Annotated in this window: 14 protein-coding genes and 2 pseudogenes; 11 read left to right on the top strand and 5 right to left on the bottom strand. The window is 73.1% G+C overall.

Annotated features, from left to right (window positions below; all coding sequences use genetic code 11):
* Nucleotides 1-6: 6 nt before the first annotated feature.
* The 3 genes and pseudogenes from coaE to ACQP03_RS24595 form a co-directional block, all read left to right on the top strand.
* Nucleotides 7-576, top strand: a pseudogene (gene coaE, locus ACQP03_RS24605) (dephospho-CoA kinase); the annotation flags it as partial.
* A gap of 91 nt (nt 577-667) precedes the next feature.
* Nucleotides 668-784 (top strand): annotated as a pseudogene (locus tag ACQP03_RS24600) (GrpB family protein); the annotation flags it as partial.
* Between the two features lie 152 nt (nt 785-936).
* Nucleotides 937-1,167 (top strand): GrpB family protein, encoded by a 231-nt coding sequence (locus ACQP03_RS24595; protein ID WP_433461212.1) that lies wholly within the window; start codon nt 937-939, stop codon nt 1,165-1,167.
* Between the two features lie 7 nt (nt 1,168-1,174).
* Here ACQP03_RS24595 and ACQP03_RS24590 read toward each other — a convergent pair whose 3' ends face one another.
* Nucleotides 1,175-2,707, bottom strand: coding sequence for a hypothetical protein (locus tag ACQP03_RS24590; RefSeq protein WP_357392798.1), 1,533 nt, complete (start codon nt 2,705-2,707; stop codon nt 1,175-1,177).
* Nucleotides 2,708-3,150: 443 nt separating this feature from the next.
* Here ACQP03_RS24590 and uvrB point away from each other — a divergent pair, with 443 nt between their 5' ends.
* The 4 genes from uvrB to ACQP03_RS24570 all read left to right on the top strand — a co-directional run bounded on the left by uvrB (nt 3,151) and on the right by ACQP03_RS24570 (nt 8,271).
* Entirely contained in the window at nt 3,151-5,259 is a 2,109-nt protein-coding gene (uvrB, locus tag ACQP03_RS24585) for an excinuclease ABC subunit UvrB (RefSeq protein ID WP_357170808.1), read from the top strand.
* A gap of 275 nt (nt 5,260-5,534) precedes the next feature.
* Nucleotides 5,535-6,374 carry an AraC family transcriptional regulator gene (locus ACQP03_RS24580; RefSeq protein ID WP_357170810.1) on the top strand — a complete coding sequence of 280 codons (840 nt, stop codon included), beginning with the start codon at nt 5,535-5,537 and terminating at the stop codon, nt 6,372-6,374.
* A 432-nt stretch (nt 6,375-6,806) separates the two neighbouring features.
* Nucleotides 6,807-7,175 (top strand): VOC family protein, encoded by a 369-nt coding sequence (locus tag ACQP03_RS24575; protein WP_357392799.1) that lies wholly within the window; start codon nt 6,807-6,809, stop codon nt 7,173-7,175.
* Between the two features lie 238 nt (nt 7,176-7,413).
* Nucleotides 7,414-8,271, top strand: a complete 858-nt coding sequence (locus ACQP03_RS24570) for a helix-turn-helix domain-containing protein (RefSeq protein WP_357127240.1) — start codon at nt 7,414-7,416, stop codon at nt 8,269-8,271.
* A 102-nt stretch (nt 8,272-8,373) separates the two neighbouring features.
* Here ACQP03_RS24570 and ACQP03_RS24565 read toward each other — a convergent pair whose 3' ends face one another.
* Nucleotides 8,374-8,667 carry an antibiotic biosynthesis monooxygenase family protein gene (locus ACQP03_RS24565; RefSeq protein WP_357127243.1) on the bottom strand — a complete coding sequence of 98 codons (294 nt, stop codon included), beginning with the start codon at nt 8,665-8,667 and terminating at the stop codon, nt 8,374-8,376.
* 84 nt (nt 8,668-8,751) lie between these two features.
* Between ACQP03_RS24565 and pnuC the strand changes: the two genes are divergently transcribed.
* The 3 genes from pnuC to ACQP03_RS24550 all read left to right on the top strand — a co-directional run bounded on the left by pnuC (nt 8,752) and on the right by ACQP03_RS24550 (nt 11,789).
* Nucleotides 8,752-9,408 carry a nicotinamide riboside transporter PnuC gene (gene pnuC / locus ACQP03_RS24560; protein ID WP_357127246.1) on the top strand — a complete coding sequence of 219 codons (657 nt, stop codon included), beginning with the start codon at nt 8,752-8,754 and terminating at the stop codon, nt 9,406-9,408.
* Complete coding sequence (locus tag ACQP03_RS24555) at nt 9,405-10,502, top strand: AAA family ATPase (protein ID WP_357127249.1); 1,098 nt, start codon at nt 9,405-9,407, stop codon at nt 10,500-10,502. Before pnuC ends, ACQP03_RS24555 begins: the two co-directional genes overlap by 4 nt.
* A 288-nt stretch (nt 10,503-10,790) precedes the next feature.
* Nucleotides 10,791-11,789, top strand: coding sequence for a TerC family protein (locus tag ACQP03_RS24550; protein WP_357127253.1), 999 nt, complete (start codon nt 10,791-10,793; stop codon nt 11,787-11,789).
* 26 nt (nt 11,790-11,815) lie between these two features.
* Here ACQP03_RS24550 and ACQP03_RS24545 read toward each other — a convergent pair whose 3' ends face one another.
* Together ACQP03_RS24545 and ACQP03_RS24540 are read right to left on the bottom strand one after the other, a co-directional pair.
* Nucleotides 11,816-12,733, bottom strand: coding sequence for an NlpC/P60 family protein (locus ACQP03_RS24545; RefSeq protein WP_357170814.1), 918 nt, complete (start codon nt 12,731-12,733; stop codon nt 11,816-11,818).
* 60 nt (nt 12,734-12,793) lie between these two features.
* Entirely contained in the window at nt 12,794-13,891 is a 1,098-nt protein-coding gene (locus ACQP03_RS24540; protein WP_433458644.1) for a mandelate racemase/muconate lactonizing enzyme family protein, read from the bottom strand.
* Between the two features lie 44 nt (nt 13,892-13,935).
* Here ACQP03_RS24540 and ACQP03_RS24535 point away from each other — a divergent pair, with 44 nt between their 5' ends.
* Nucleotides 13,936-14,733: a tyrosine-protein phosphatase gene (locus ACQP03_RS24535; protein WP_357170818.1), complete on the top strand. Its 798-nt coding sequence runs from the start codon at nt 13,936-13,938 to the stop codon at nt 14,731-14,733.
* A gap of 11 nt (nt 14,734-14,744) precedes the next feature.
* Here ACQP03_RS24535 and ACQP03_RS24530 read toward each other — a convergent pair whose 3' ends face one another.
* The gene (locus tag ACQP03_RS24530) at nt 14,745-15,584 is read right to left on the bottom strand and encodes a serine hydrolase (RefSeq protein WP_357127265.1); all 840 of its coding nucleotides are present in this window, start codon (nt 15,582-15,584) and stop codon (nt 14,745-14,747) included.
* Nucleotides 15,585-15,646: the final 62 nt, after the last annotated feature.

Here is a 15,646-nt window from a genome sequence, read left to right as displayed (position 1 = left end):
GTCCTGGTGCTGAGGGTGGGTTTGACCGGCGGGATCGGGTCGGGCAAGAGCGCGGTGGCCGCGCGGTTGGTGGAGTTGGGCGCGGTGCTCGTCGATGCCGACCAGGTCGCCCGGGAGGTCGTCGCGCCGGGCACCGAGGGCCTCGCGGAGATCGTCACCGCCTTCTCCGCCGGGGTACTGGACGCCGACGGCGCGCTGGACCGCGCCGCGCTGGGCGCGCTGGTGTTCTCCGACGAGGCCGCCCGCCGCCGGCTGGAGGCGATCACCCACCCGCGGGTACGGGCGCGTACCGCCGAGCTGGTCGCGGCGGCGGCGCCGGACGCGATCGTCGTCAACGACGTACCGCTGCTGGTGGAGGTGGGGCTCGCGCCGACGTACCACCTGGTGGTCGTGGTGCAGACGGCCGTGCGGACCCGGCTGGAGCGACTGACGCGCGACCGGGGCATGACCCGCGCGGAGGCCGAGCGGCGGATCGCCGCGCAGGCCGACGACGATCGCCGGCGGGCGGTCGCCGACGTGGTGGTGACCAACGACGGCAGTCTGGCGGCGCTGCACGACGCCGTGGACACGCTGTGGCGGCAGCGGCTGCGACCCTACGAGCACAATCTGCGGCAGCGGCGGCGACGCGGCGGAGGCCGACGCGAGCTGGCCCGAGCAGTACGCGCGGTTGGCCGCCCGGATCCGCCACGCGGTCGCCCCGGCGGACCTGCGGATCGACCACATCGGCGCGACGGCGGTGCCCGGCCTGGCCGCCGCCGACGTCATCGACGTGCAGCTCGCCGTGCCCAGCCTCGCGGACGCCGACGGGCCGCTGGCCGAGCGGCTGGCGGGCGCGGGGTTCCCCGGGTCCCGGGGCACTGGTGGGACGATCCGCGTCCGGCCGGCCGGGGGCGGTGGGAGAAGCGGCTGCACGGCAGCGCCGACCCAGGTCGCCCGGTGCGGCTGCACGTACGGGCGGCGGACTCGCCCGGCTGGCGGTACGCGTTGCTGGTGCGGGACCACCTGCGCGCCGACCCGGATCGACGGGCGGCGTACCTGCTGCTCAAGCGCGATCTGGTGGACGCGGCGCCGCACGTCGGTGACTCCGGCACGGCCCGCGACCCCTGGTTCGACGAGGAGCACCTGCGGGCCGAGCGGTGGGCCGCGCAGACCGACTGGCGGCCCTGACCCCTGGTCAGCGTGTTGCGGGCGGTCGACCGGTGGCGCGCGGTGGCGGCGGGAGGCGGGGCACCACGGCGGGAGAGAGGTCCAGCTGTGCCCACGCGCCGGGGCCGGTGAGCAGCTCCACCCGGCGCAGCAACCCGTCCCGGTCGATCCAGTAGCGCAGCCGCGCGGCGCCGCTGCGGAACTCCACGACGTCCACCGTCCGCCCGTCGGCGAGGTCCTCACGGAGGCGCACGGGGGCGCCACGCCGGGCCGCCGGGTCGGCGGCGGCCACCGCGGCGTCGACCAGCAGGTCCAGGTCGTCGCGGGCGGACCGGGTGGTCCGCCACGTGCCGGCGGGGACCGGGAACGGCGGCCGACCGGGCGTCTCGGCCGTGCCACCGCCACCGGCGTCGGCGGGCACGTCGGTACGGGACAGGCCGGCGGCGTCGCGGTGCAGGAGGGTCCGGCGATCGGGTACGCCCAGGTCGGCGACCGCCAGGTAGGCGGTACGGGCGGACCAGCCCAGCCAACCGGCGCCCCGCAGGTTGACCTCGACGCCCACCGGCGCGGCCAGCGTCAGCGTGGCGCCGCCCTGGCCGCGCAGCCGGGCCGGCAGCGCGTTCCACCTCCGCTGCTCGGTCTCCGTGAGCGCCCGGGGCAGGCCGGGTCGGCCGCCGAGCGCGTCCACCGGATGCAGCGTGGGACGGTCGATCCGGTCGAGGAGCACCGTGAGCGGTCCGACGCCGGGTAGACGTGTCACCAGCTTGTGCAGTCGGCCGTCCCGGTCGAGCCAGTACCGGGCCTCGGGGCTGCCGGCCGCCGGCGTGCCGGCCGCGATGCTGGCGGCTGCCGCGATGCTGGCGGTTGCCGCGGTGCTGGCGGTTGCCGCGGTGCTGGCGGTTGCCGCGGTGCTGGCGGTTGCCGCGGTGCTGGCGGCGGTGGGCGTCGCGGCGCCCAGCGACGCCTGGAGGACGTCCAGCGTCCCGGCCGTGACCACCTCCTGGGCGATCCAGCGCGCGTCACCGGCGGTCGGGATCGGGTCCGGGCGGTCGGCGGCGAGGCCGAGGAGCAGGTCGAGGACCGACGCCAGGCGCGTGCCGGGTGTCAGGTGACGCAGCCGCCAGCGGTCCGTCGGCGGCACCAGCGGAGGCGCGGCCGGGGTGGGTACGGCCGTCGGGTCCGGCCGGACCACCAGGACCGGGCCGGCGCTCTGCACCAGGCCCCGGTCGGCGCCCGCCCCCGGCCCGCCGACGTCCAGGTAGAGCAGGGAACGCGACCAGTCCACCCAGCCCACCAGCTCGGTACGGGCGGCGCCCTCGCCGGCGGTGACGCGCACACCGGCGCGCAGGTCCCGCAGGTTGGTGACCCGCATGGCGGCCAGCCGCTCGGCCTCGGCGACGGTCAGCGGCCGGGCCGGCGCGGGTGGGTCGGGCGCCCAACTCAGCAGCCCGAGCACCAGCGCCGCCGCCGACGTCACGGCGGTCAGGGCGAGCAGGAGCAGCAGCGTACGCCGGCGTCGCCTGGCCCGGGCCGACCCGACGCCGCGGCCGGTATCGGGCACGGGGGTGCTCCGGTCCCTGACCTCGGCACGGCTGGGCCGGCCGTCCCTGACGCCGTGCCGAGCCCTGCGGTCCGGGGCGCCGGCCCGGGTGGTGTCGGGGGAGGGCGCCGGGGCTCCAGAGGTGTCCACGGATGTGAAACGGGTGGGACGGCATCGGGTGACGAGCCCGGAGTGCGGAGCAGGGGCGCTCGCGGCGGCCGGTCTGCGCCGTGAGCGCGACCACACGGGTGCGCACGCCGGACGAGCCGGGTGCTGCGACCGCTGTGCCGGGGGCGGCCGGCCGTGATGTGACGGCCTGGCCACCGGCCCGGTCGGCCGCCGCGAGCGGCCTACACGAAGAGGGTAGTCCCGGTGACATGGGCCACACAATGGGAATATTGAAGCCGATCACGTACCCTGCGCGACGGCCGAACATGTCGGACCTTCGGCGTACCGTTGATGTCATGGCGCTCGACATTCCTCGGCTCGACGGCCGCTTCCAGGTCGTCAGCGAATACCAGCCGGCCGGCGACCAGCCGGCCGCCATCGACGACCTTGAGCGCCGGGTGCGGCGCGGCGACCGGACCTCGGTGCTCCTCGGCGCGACCGGCACCGGCAAGAGCGCCACCACCGCGTGGCTCATCGAGCGGCTGCAGCGCCCGACTTTGGTGCTCGCCCCGAACAAGACGCTCTGCGCGCAGCTCGCCAAGGAGTTCAGCGAGCTGATGCCGCACAACGCGGTCGAGTACTTCGTGTCGTACTACGACTACTACCAGCCCGAGGCGTACATCCCGCAGACCGACACCTACATCGAGAAGGACTCCTCGATCAACGAGGAGGTCGAGCGACTGCGGCACTCGGCGACGATGTCGCTGCTCACCCGGCGTGACGTGATCGTGGTCGCCACCGTCTCGGCGATCTACGGCCTGGGCACCCCGGAGGAGTACCTGGACCGGGCGGTGAAGGTGAAGGTCGGTCAGGATCTCGACCGCGACCAGTTGCTGCGCCGGCTCGTCGACATCCAGTACACGCGCAACGACATGGCCTTCCAGCGAGGCACGTTCCGGGTCCGCGGTGACACATTGGAGATCATCCCGGCGTACGAGGAGTTGGCGGTCCGCATCGAGCTGTTCGGCGACGAGGTGGAGAAGCTCTACTACCTCAACCCGCTGACCGGTGACGTGGTCCGCGAGGTCGACCAGTTGGTGATCTTCCCGGCGACGCACTACGCGGCGGGCCCGGAGCGGATGGAGCGGGCCATCCGCGACATCGAGGCGGAGCTGGCCGAGCGGCTGGCCGAGCTGGAGCGCCAGGGCAAGCTGCTGGAGGCGCAGCGACTGCGGATGCGCACGACGTACGACATCGAGATGATGCGCCAGGTGGGCTTCTGCTCCGGCATTGAGAACTACTCGATGCACATGGACGGGCGGCTGCCCGGCAGCCCACCGCACTGCCTGCTCGACTACTTCCCGGACGACTTCCTCACCGTGGTCGACGAGTCGCACGTGACGATCCCGCAGATCGGCAGCATGTACGAGGGTGACGCCTCCCGTAAGCGGATGCTCATCGACCACGGGTTCCGGCTGCCCAGCGCGGCCGACAACCGGCCGCTGCGGTTCGACGAGTTCCTGGAGCGGGTCGGCCAGATGGTCTGCCTCTCCGCGACCCCGGGCACGTGGGAGTTGGAGCAGGCCCAGGGCGAGTTCGTCGAGCAGGTCATCCGCCCCACCGGTCTGGTCGATCCGGAGGTCGTGATCAAGCCGACCAAGGGCCAGATCGACGACCTCATGCACGAGATCAAGCTGCGGACCGACCGGGACGAGCGGGTGCTCGTCACGACGCTGACCAAGAAGATGGCCGAGGACCTGTCGGACTACCTGCTGGAGAACGGCGTCCGGGTGCGTTACCTGCACTCCGAGGTCGACACGCTGCGCCGGGTCGAGCTGCTGCGTGAGCTGCGCAAGGGTGAGTACGACGTGCTCGTCGGCATCAACCTGCTCCGTGAGGGTCTGGACCTGCCCGAGGTGTCACTGGTGGCGATCCTCGACGCCGACAAGGAGGGCTTCCTGCGCAGCGGCCGGTCCCTGATCCAGACCATCGGGCGGGCCGCCCGTAACGTCTCGGGCCAGGTGCACATGTACGCCGATAAGATCACGCCGTCGATGGCGGCGGCGATCGACGAGACCGACCGGCGTCGCGCCAAGCAGATCGCGCACAACGAGGCGCACGGCATCAGTCCGGAGCCGCTGCGCAAGAAGATCCACGACATCCTGGACGACATCTACCGCGAGGCGGAGGACACCGAGAGCTCCCGGGTCGGCGGTGCGGTCCGCCAGCTTTCCCGGGGTAAGGCGCCGGTCAAGGAGACGCGCAGTCGCAGCCGGTCGACCGCCGCCACCACGTCGCGGGAGGGGATGGCCCGCGCCGACCTCGCCCAGCTCATCCAGGAGCTCAACGACCAGATGCTGGCCGCCGCCCGTGAGCTGCAGTTCGAGCTGGCGGCGCGGATCCGCGACGAGGTCGCCGACCTGAAGAAGGAGCTACGCGGGATGGACGCCGCCGGCGTGAAGTGACAGCCGGGCCCGCCCACGCACGACCGACACGGTCACGAGCGGCGTGGGCGGGTGTGGCACGGTTGGCGCTTGGTGTGGGCGGGTGTGGCACGGTTGGCGCTCGGCGCGGGCGGCCCCGGTGTGACCGCGCGTGGTTGTGGTGTGGAGCGCCCGGCAGCCGCTCGCGGTTGATCTCCGTGCCGAGCTGGTCACCCTTGACCGGCATGGGCGGGCGTGTCTCGGCCACGCGCCGGGTGGTTGGTTCGTGCGGCGAGCGGGAAGGGCGGTCGGGTGCGATGACGCCGATCGACGACGAACTGGTCCTCGGAGTGCCCGAGCTCCGTCTGCGTCCGTTCGTCGACCGGTACATCGGCTACCGGGAACGCGCGGACGTCCCCCTGGTCCGCCGGGAGACCGCTGGTGCCTTCGTGGTGCTGATCCTGGGCTGGGGTGCGCCGCTGGACGTGGCCGATCCGCGCGGCGCCGAGCGCGGGGTCGAGCGGGTGGACTCGTTCGTGGCCGGCACCTTCGACGGCTGGTGCACCACCCGCACGGTGGGCGTGGGGGAGGGCGTGGAGCTGCTGCTGACGCCGCTGACCGCCCGGCGTGTCCTCGGGCTGCCGCTGGTCGAGCTGACCAACCGGGCGGTGGGCCTCGATCAGCTCCCGGGCGGCTGGCTCGACCGGCTGCGGGGCCGGCTCGCCGACGCCGGGGGCTGGCCGCAGCGCTTCGCGCTCCTGGACGCGGCACTCGCCGACCGCCTGGCGGCGTCCCCACCCGTCGACGCCCGCCTCGACTGGGCCTGGCGATGGCTCACGGCCAGCGGTGGGCGCGGCGCTGTCGGCGAGCTCGCCGCCGAGCTGGGGTGGAGCCGGCGACATCTGGCGGCCCGGTTCCGGGAGGACGTCGGCCTGCCACCGAAGACGGCGGCCCGGTTGATGCGCTTCCAACACGCGCGCGCGGCGCTGCGCGATGCCGCCGCGACCGGATCGCCGCCCGGACGTGGACGGGCCGTCGACTGGGCCGAGGTGGCCGTCCGATGTGGCTATTACGACCAGTCGCACCTCATCCGGGACTTCCACCAGTTCGCCGGCGCCACACCGGCGGCGCTGCTCGCCGCACGCTCCCCCGTCTGACGTCAGACGCCGTCGGCACGTGAGGCCGTCGGCGCGTGGGGCCGTCGGCACCTGACGTCGTCGCCGCGTGAGGCCGTCGGTGCGTGGGGCCGTCGGTGCGTGAGGTCGTCGGCGCGTGACGCCGTCGGTACGTGACGTCGTCGGCGCGTGAGACGGACGGACAGCCACTGAAACCGCGCATGGTCAACTCCAGATCGCCGATCTGGCGGTGTCCGACCGCCCGGTTGCCGCCACGTCGGCGACCTGGTGTGGATCAACGTTCACGATCGACTCGGGTTCAGGGAAGTGGGGGCGTCCTGAGCGCGCCGACGGCCCGGTTTGCGGGAACCTGGGGGTCGGGCCGCTCCAGCGCGGCGATCCCGGCGCAGGTTGGGCTGCCCGGGTCACATTCGTCCAATCGGGGGGTCGACTCCGGGTCGGAGACTTGTCGCTATGCGAACCGTCTATCCGATCCTTCGTTATCCCGATCCGCGTGCCGCGATCGACTGGCTCTGTTCCGCGTTCGGCTTCGAGGTGCACGCCGTGCACGAGGCGCCGGACGGCACGGTCGCGCACGCCGAACTCGTCCTCGACACCGGCATGATCATGCTGGGTCCTCGGGTGGGCCCGGCGTCTCCGGCGGCCGAGGACGACTGGTCCGTCTACGTGGCCGTGCCCGACGTCGACGCCCACTGCGCCCAAGCGCGTGCCGCCGGAGCGGACATCACCCGGGAGCCGTTCGACACCGACTACGGGTCCCGCGACTACGCCGCCCGTGACCTCGCCGGTATCCACTGGTCGTTCGGCACCTACCGGCCCTGAGCCACCTACCGGCCTGAGCCACCTACCGGCCTGAGCCACCTACCGGCCCTGAGCCACCTACCGGCCCTGAGCTGAGTTCCGGCTTGACCGCGCCTACCGGCCTGAGCCCTGAGCAGGGAAGGGAGGCTTCGACGGCATCGGATTCCCCGCATGGCGCGACCGCCTCAGTTGCGGTGCGCCACCGCGCTATTGCACTGGGTGATCGTCCTGCGTACGCTCCCTCGATGGGGAGGCGGGGATGCCGTTGCCAACAAGTCCTGTCATTCGACGCGCGCGCCTCGGCGCTGAGCTGCGTCAGCTACGCCGACGCGAGGCGCTGACCCTGGAACAGGTCTGCGACCGGTTGGGCTGGGCCTCGACGTCGAAGCTGTCCCGCATCGAGCTGGGGCAGAGCCGTCCGGATCTCGCCGACGTGCTGGATCTGCTCGACGTCTACCAGGTGCCCAACCCGGTCCGGGACGCGTTGATCGTTATCGCCCGCGACGCGGCCACCAGCCGTGGCTGGTGGAAGGCGCTCGGCGAGATGAGCGAACGGCAGCGCGTGTACGCCGAGCTGGAGGCGGGCGCGGCCGACATCGTCGAGTACCAGCCGGCGCTCGTGCCGGGTCTGCTCCAGACGGCGGCGTACGCGCGCTCGCGGGTCGCCGCCGGTGTCCTGCTCACGCCCGAGGTCGACGTGGAGGCCGAGGTGCGGGCGCGGGCGCTGCGCCAGGAGGTGCTGCGCCGGGCCGACCCGCCGCGTTACACGGCGGTGCTGGCCGAGGCGGTATGCGACCCGGGCGACCTGCCGGTCGACGTCTGGCGGGAGCAGCTACGGCACCTGGTGGCGGTGACCGGGCTGGCGCACGTGACGGTGCGGTTGCTGCCACGCGGGCTGGCCGGCGGCGGGCTGCACCCGCTCACGCCGTACTCCTGGTATGCCTTTCCCGACCCGGAGGACCCGCGGACGGTGATGCTGGAGGCGTTGACCACCGACGTGCGCCTGGCGACCGTGCTCGACGTCGACAGGTACGAGCGGATGACCGAGGCGCTGTTGGCGGCGGCGCTGTCACCGGAGGAGACGGTCACCGTCCTGGCCCGCCGCGTCGGGCAGTAGGACTCGCCCGCGCGGCCACCGGGCCCGGCGCCCCCGAGCCCGTCGGGACCGGCGACCCGCGCGTGCGGGAGGCACGGTAACCGCGGGGTACGACAGGTCCACTCAGGCCGGTACGTCGAGGAAGTGCTCGACCAGCGGCGGTCCGGCGAAGTGCGGCCCGATGAGCGCGCGCCACCGCGCGAACCGGTCGGTGTCCCGGAAGTTCTTCTCGTGCGCCTCGACCGAGTCCCACTCCACCAACAACACGAACCGGGTGGGCGACTCGATGCCCCGGGTCATCCGCACCGAGCGGCAGCCGGGCGTGCCGGCCAGCACCGGGTGACCCTCGCCGTACGCGGCGGCGAACGCGTCCTCGTGTCCGGGCAGTACGTCGATCAGCGCGACCTCAAGCACCATGCCGGCAAGCCTTTCACGGCCCGGGGTCGTGCGGGTGCCGCGGGGTCTGTTCCGCCGTCGACACACGTCCTAAGGTCTGACGACATGATCATCGACTGGCTTACCGGTACCGCGTTCCAGGTCGGGGGCGTCGGCACGACCTGGGCGGAGCTGCTGGGGTTCGCCACCGGAGTGCTCAACGTGTGGCTGGTGGCCCGGCAGCGCGTCGCCAACTGGCCGATCGGCATCGCCAACGTGTTGCTGCTCATGCTGCTGTTCTGGACGGCCGGGCTGTACGCCGACGCCGGGCTCCAGGTCGTGTACGTGGCGCTCGGCTGTTACGGCTGGTGGCACTGGCTGTTCGGGGGCGAACGCCGGACCCGGCTGACGGTGAGCCGGACCGGCCGACGGGAGTGGGTGTGGCTGGCGGTCGTGGGTGTGCTGCTCACCGGCGGGCTCTGGGTCCTGCTGGACCGGGCCACCGACTCGACGGTGCCGCTGCCGGACGCGCTGACCACGGCGCTGTCCCTGCTGGCGACGTACGGGCAGACCCGCAAGCGGGTGGAGAGCTGGTGGCTCTGGATCGCGGCCGACCTGATCTACATCCCGCTGTACGCCTACAAGGGGCTGCACCTGACGGCCGTGCTGTACCTGGTCTTCCTCGCGCTGTGCGTGGTCGGGTTGCGGGCCTGGCGGGCCGATGAGCGCCGACTCGACCCGGCTACCCCGGCGCCGCCCGGCCCGACCCCGGTGACCGCGTGAGCGAGACGGCGCAGGCGCGGCGTCCCGAGTTCGGGCACGGGATGGTGGTGGGGAAGTTCTATCCGCCGCACGCCGGGCACCATGCCCTGATCGCGGCGGCGGCCGCCCGCTGCGCCACCGTCACGGTGGTGGTGGCGCCGTCGCGTCGGGAGTCCATCCCGCTCGCGGCCCGGCTGGACTGGCTGCGCGAGGCGCACGCGGACACACCGTGGGTCCGGTTCGTCGGCCGGTACGACGACCATCCGGTGGACTACGACGACCCGGCGGTCTGGGACGCGCACTGCGCGGTGTTCCGCGAGGCGGTCGGACCGGAGCAGGTGGACGCCGTCTTCTCCTCCGAGGCGTACGGACCGGAGTTGGCCCGCCGATTCGGGGCCGTGCCGGTGTCGGTCGATCCGGATCGGCGGACCGTGCCGGTCTCCGGGACGGCGGTCCGCGCGGACCCGGCGGGTCACTGGCGGTGGCTGAGCCCGCCGGTGCGGGCCGCTCTCGTGCGGCGGGTGGTGGTGGTCGGCGCCGAGTCGACGGGCACCACCACGATGGCCGAGGCGCTCGCCGCGCACTACGGCACCGTCTGGGTTCCCGAGTACGGCCGGGAGTTGACGGCCCGCAAGCTCGCCCGGCTGCGGGAGCGCTCGCCCGAGGCGACGATCTTCGACGTCGGCTGGAACCGCGACGACTTTCGCGAGGTGGTCCGCGAGCAGCAGGCCGCCGAGGACGCGGCGGCCCGGTCGTCGGGGCCGTTGCTGTTCTGCGACACCGACGCGCGGGCCACCGCGGTCTGGGAGGAGCGCTACCTGGGTAGCGCGTCGCCGCAGGTGCGGGCGGCGGCCCGCCGGCCGGCGCGGTACCTGCTGACCGACCACCGGGGCGTGCCGTTCGCCGACGACGGGTTGCGCGACGGTGAGCACCTGCGGGCCTGGATGACCGACCGGTTCCGCGACGAGTTGGCCGGGTCGGGGGTGCCGGTGGTGGAGTTGACCGGATCGCACGCCGAGCGGCTGGCGCGGGCCGTGCGGGTCTGCGACGACCTGCTGGCGTCCGGCTGGTCGTTCACCGACCCGATCAGCGCACCCGACACGCTAGCCTCCTAGGACGGCTAAGAGGGTGTGCGATGGCACCCCGGGCCCCAGGTGTGATCACGGCGCGTGGTGGGCAACAATGGTCCGCGAGGAGGGGAGTATTCCCCCGCGACGAAGTCGTCAGCACGGACGATCGCCGGATTCTCGGCGACCGACCCGGCTCCGTCGGTCGCCGTCCCGTTCGCGGGTCGGGGGCGGAAGAGACCTCCGACAGTCACCAGAGTGAGCGACAGCGGCACGCCGGCCCCGCCAGGGGCGTACGGTGTGCCCGACGCCGCGTGTCTGCCGGAGGAATGAACGTTGGACGTGTCCGGATTGGTGTGGGCGGGGACCCTCGTCGCACTGTCTGCGGTGCTGCTCGTCGATCTGCTGATCATCGGTCGGCGTCCGCACGAGCCGAGCGTGCGCGAGTCGAGCCTCTGGGTCGCCTTCTACGTCGGCCTCGCCCTGCTGTTCGGCGCCGGTGTCTGGCTGGCCTCCGGGGCCAGCTCGGCGGGGCAGTTCTACACCGGTTGGCTCACCGAGTACAGCCTCTCGGTGGACAACCTCTTCGTCTTCGTCATCATCATGGCCCGGTTCGGGGTGCCCCGGCAGTACCAGCAGAAGGTGCTGCTCATCGGCATCGTGCTGGCATTGGTGATGCGTGGCGGGTTCATCGCCGCAGGAGCGGCGTTGATCTCGCAGTTCTCCTGGGTCTTCTACATCTTCGGCGCGTTCCTCATCTACACGGCGATCAACCTGGCCCGCCAGGGTGAGCCGGACGAGGACGAGTTCTCCGAGAACCTCCTGATCCGGTGGAGCCGCCGGGCGCTGCCGATCTCCAAGGGCTACGACGACGCGAAGCTGACGACCCACGAGAACGGGCGACGGCTGTTCACGCCGATGCTGATCGTGATGATCGCGATCGGCACCACCGACCTGATCTTCGCGCTGGACTCGATTCCGGCGATCTTCGGCATCACGCAGGAGCCGTACCTGGTCTTCACCGCGAACGTGTTCGCGCTGATGGGTCTGCGCCAGCTCTACTTCCTGCTCGGCGGCCTGCTCGACCGGTTGATCTACCTGAGCTACGGACTGGCCGTCGTCCTGGGCTTCATCGGCGTCAAACTCGTGTTGGAGGCGCTGGCCGACAACAACCTGCCGTTCATCAACGGCGGGGAGCACGTCGGGTGGGCGCCGCACATCCCGATCTGGCTGTCCCTGCTGGTCATCATCGGCACGCTGGGCGTCGCCACTGTCGCGAGCCTGGTCAAGTCCGCCCGGGACCGGCGTCGCGAGCTGGCCGCGGCCCGGCGCTGAGGCGGGCGCCGCGACGGGCCGGCCGGTCAGACCCGGTGCACGCCCACCAGGGTGGCCGTCCGGTCCGCCGGTAAGGGCTCCTCGATCACCCGCCGCCGTCGGTAGCAGGCGTGCAGCATCCGCCGGTCGGTCGAGCCGTCGGCGGCGGCGGTGACGATGCCGATGTGGTGGATCTTCCGGCCGGGACGGGCGAAGAAGTAGAGGTCGCCGGGGCGCTCCGCGCCCAGGTCGAGGGGGGTCGTCGCCACCGCCTGGTCGTCGGCGTCGCGGGGCAGGAGCACCCCGAACCGGCGCCAGGCCAGGTGGACGAGGCCCGAGCAGTCGATGCCGTACGCCGACAGCCCGCCCCAGATGTAGGCCACGTCCAGCAGCCGCTGGGCCACCGCGAGCGCGTCGGCGGCGCTGGCTGGCCCGCTCGACGGCGGGACGAGGTGCCCGTCGGGCAGCCAGAGCGGCGCGGCCCGGCCCGGGACGTGGACCGCCCGCCAGCCGTCGCGGGCGGGACCGGCCGGGACGAGACGGGTGCCGACGACGACTCCCGGCAGCACGACCGGCCCGTCCGGGGTGGCGTGCAGCCCGGTGACGGTGGCGTCCACGACGAGCGGGTCGCCGCTGACGGTGGGATCGGTGGGGGTCAGCTGGTCGGCGGGGAGCCAGCCCGGGTAGCCGCGGGGATCGAGTTTGGCGGCCGGCTGCTCGACGGCGACGACCCGGGCCCAGCCGTCCGGGCGCAGCTCGTCGATCAGCACCCGCTCGCCGAGCAGGAGTTGACTCAACACGCAGTCGCCGACCTGCTGGTCGGTGTCCAGGCCGGAGACCCAGGTCGGGATGTCGACGCCGGCCGTGAGCGCGGGACCGTCGACCGTCCGGACCGCCTCGGGCGCTGACCACAGCGTCGCCACCGCGACCCGGACGACGGCCTCGCGGCCCGGTTGAAGCTCCACATCGACCCCCAGCTCGTGTCGGCTGTCTGGGGGCAACCCTATGAAGAAAACCGCCAGCGCTCAACCACGAGTCTGCATCTTTACTTCAGCCAGACCGGAAATGCCCAGGCCAGGAGCGTTGGGCAACACCACTGTCGGCCCCTCGTAGCGGATCCCGCCCTGCACCGGCGACCAGGCCAGCCACCTCGCGGCGTCCAGGTCGGCGACCGCCGTGGTGCCGTACGCGGCCACCAGACTCGCCGCCGCGCCGATGCCGACCTGACTCTCCATCATCGACCCGACCACCGTGCCGAGCCCGTGCGCGCGGGCCAACTCCAGGAGCGTGCGCGCCGGGTGCAGCCCGCCACACTTGGCCAGCTTGACGTTGACCAGGTCGGCGGCCCGGCGGCGGATCACCTCCACCAGGTCGCGGACCCCGAAGACCGCCTCGTCGGCCAGGATCGGCACCGAAACCCGGTCGCTGACCCATGCCAGCCCGTCCAGGTCCCAGCGGGCCACCGGCTGCTCGACCAGCTCCACGTCCAGCCCGGCGTCCTCGATGCCACGGATCACCCGGACCGCCTCGCGCGGCGTCCAGCCCTGGTTGGCGTCCAGCCGGATGCGCACGTCCGCGCCGACCGCCGCGCGTACCGCCCGTACCCGGTCCAGGTCGCCGGCCGCGTCCGTGCCGACCTTGAGCTTCAGCACGCCGAAGCCGTCGGCCCGCCGCTGGCGCGCGGCCGCCGCCAGGTCGACCGCGTCGCCCGCGGCGAGGGTGACGTCCGTCGGGACCCGCAGGGTCGTGCCGCCGAGCAACCGCGCCAGGGGTACGCCCAAACGCCGCGCCGCCAGGTCGTGCAGCGCGACGTCCACCGCCGCCTTCGCCGCCTCGTTGCCCACCACCGCCCGCTGCACCTCGGCGCAGCGGGCCACCAGGTCGTCCGGGTCGCGTCCGGACAGCAGCGGACCGAGCAGTTCGCGGACGCAGGCCTCGGCCCCGGCGACCGAGGCGCCGGTGACCTGCCACACCTGCGGCGCCTCGCCGAAACCGGACCGACCGTCGGCGTCGACCAGCTCGACGATCAACGTGTCCACCGTGGTGGTGCGGCGCAGCGCCGTGACGAACGGGGTGTGTAAGGGGGCGGAAACCCGGTGGGTGCGTACCGCCGAGATCGTCATATGGGGCACCCTATACGCAGGAACACGGCGGGAGGGCGGGCCGGATGGTCGTACGGGACTGGCAACTGGTGGGCGCGCCGAACGCCCGTGACCTGGGCGGCCTGGTCGGCGCCGATGGTCGCAGAGTGCGCGCCGGCCAGCTCGTCCGCACCCCGGCGCTGGGCCGGCTCACCGACGCCGACCTGCCGGTGCTCGCGACACTCGCGCCGGCCTGCGTGGTCGACCTGCGCGACGGCACGGAGATCGACGTCGCGCCGCCCGACCGGCTGGCCGGCGAGCCCCGGGTGGCGCACCTGCCGGTGCACGATCCGGAACACCCGGTCTTCACGTACGTCTCGGCGGTGCTGCTCGGGCACGACCTCGACGCGTACGCTGAGTTGGCCCGGCAGGGCACGGCGGGGGCGATGGCCGAGATCTACCGGTGGTTCGTCACCGGCGAGTCGGCCCGGCGGAACTTCGGCGCGGCGGTACGCCTGGCCGCCGACCCGGAGAACCTGCCGCTGCTGTACCACTGCTCGGCCGGCAAGGACCGCACCGGCTGGCTCACCGTCATCCTGCTCACCGCGCTCGGAGTCGACGAGGAGGCGATCCGCGCCGACTACCTTCGCAACAACGCGTTGACCGAGAGCCTGCGCGCGGTGATCGTCGAGGCGATGCGCCGCCGCGAGCCCGCGCTGGACGTAGACGCGGTGCTGCCGGTACTGGAGGTCCGCCCCGCGTACCTCGACGCCGGCTACCAGGAGGTCCGCCGGGTGCACGGCTCGTTCGACGCGTACCTGCGCGACGGGTTGGGGTTGACCGACGACGTGGTCGAGGCGTTGCGGGCGCACCTGCTGGAGTGAGGGCGTCGGGCTCAGAGGCGGTGCCGGTCGGCCCACACCTGGGCCGAGACGCGCGCGATCAGCCGACAGGCGTCGTCGTCGCCGTCGTCCAGGTCGGTGGTGGTGCACACGGCGATCACGTACGGCGGGGCGTCGTCGGGCAGCACCACGCCGACACCGTGCCGCACACCGCGTACCCAACCGTTCTTCAGCGCGATGCGGGTGCCCTCGGGCAGGCCGGCGGCCAGGTCCTCGCGGTGTTCCTGCGCGAGCAGCACGTCCAGCATGGCGGCGCACCCGGTCGGCGAGGCGAGACGGCCGGGGGTCGTGACGCCGCTGGCCAGCGCGCCCAGCAGGGCGGCCAGGTCGGCGGCGGTGACGGTGTTGGTGATGCCGGCGTCGCGGGCCGCGAAGTCCTCGATGCCGCGGCCGGTGACGCTGTCGCGGGCGTCGGCGAGGGCCCACACCTGCGCCACCGCGGGCAGCCCGACGTGCCCGATGACCAGGTTGGTGGCCAGGTTGCTGGACCGCACGATCATCCGCTCGGCCAGCCAGCGCAGCGACGCCGTGCGGCCGAGCCGGTCCCAGACCGCGTCGTCGTTGTCGTAGTGCGGGGCGCAGGAGAACCGGGGCGCGCCGGGCTGGGCCGAGTCGAACTCGTTGACCACCGGGACGTCGGCGTCCAGGTCCAGCGTGCCGGCCTCGGCGGCGCGGTGCAGCGCCGCCAGCACCGCCACCTTCATGGTGCTGGCGGCGTAGTGGCCGGCGTGGGCGTGGCGGGTCCAGCTCGGGGGCGCGTCGAGTCGACCCACGTACGCCGAGACGGTGCCCGGCACCGCGTCCAGGAAGGCGTCGAGATCATCCCAGGTCATGCCGGTGACCGTAGTCGAGGAGGACGGCGTCGGGCGGACGTACCCCGGCGGGGAAGCGCACG

This window comes from Micromonospora sp. CA-248212 (genome assembly GCF_050948405.1).
Lineage (GTDB): Bacteria > Actinomycetota > Actinomycetes > Mycobacteriales > Micromonosporaceae > Micromonospora.
This window is presented reverse-complemented; position numbering and strand designations above follow the sequence as displayed.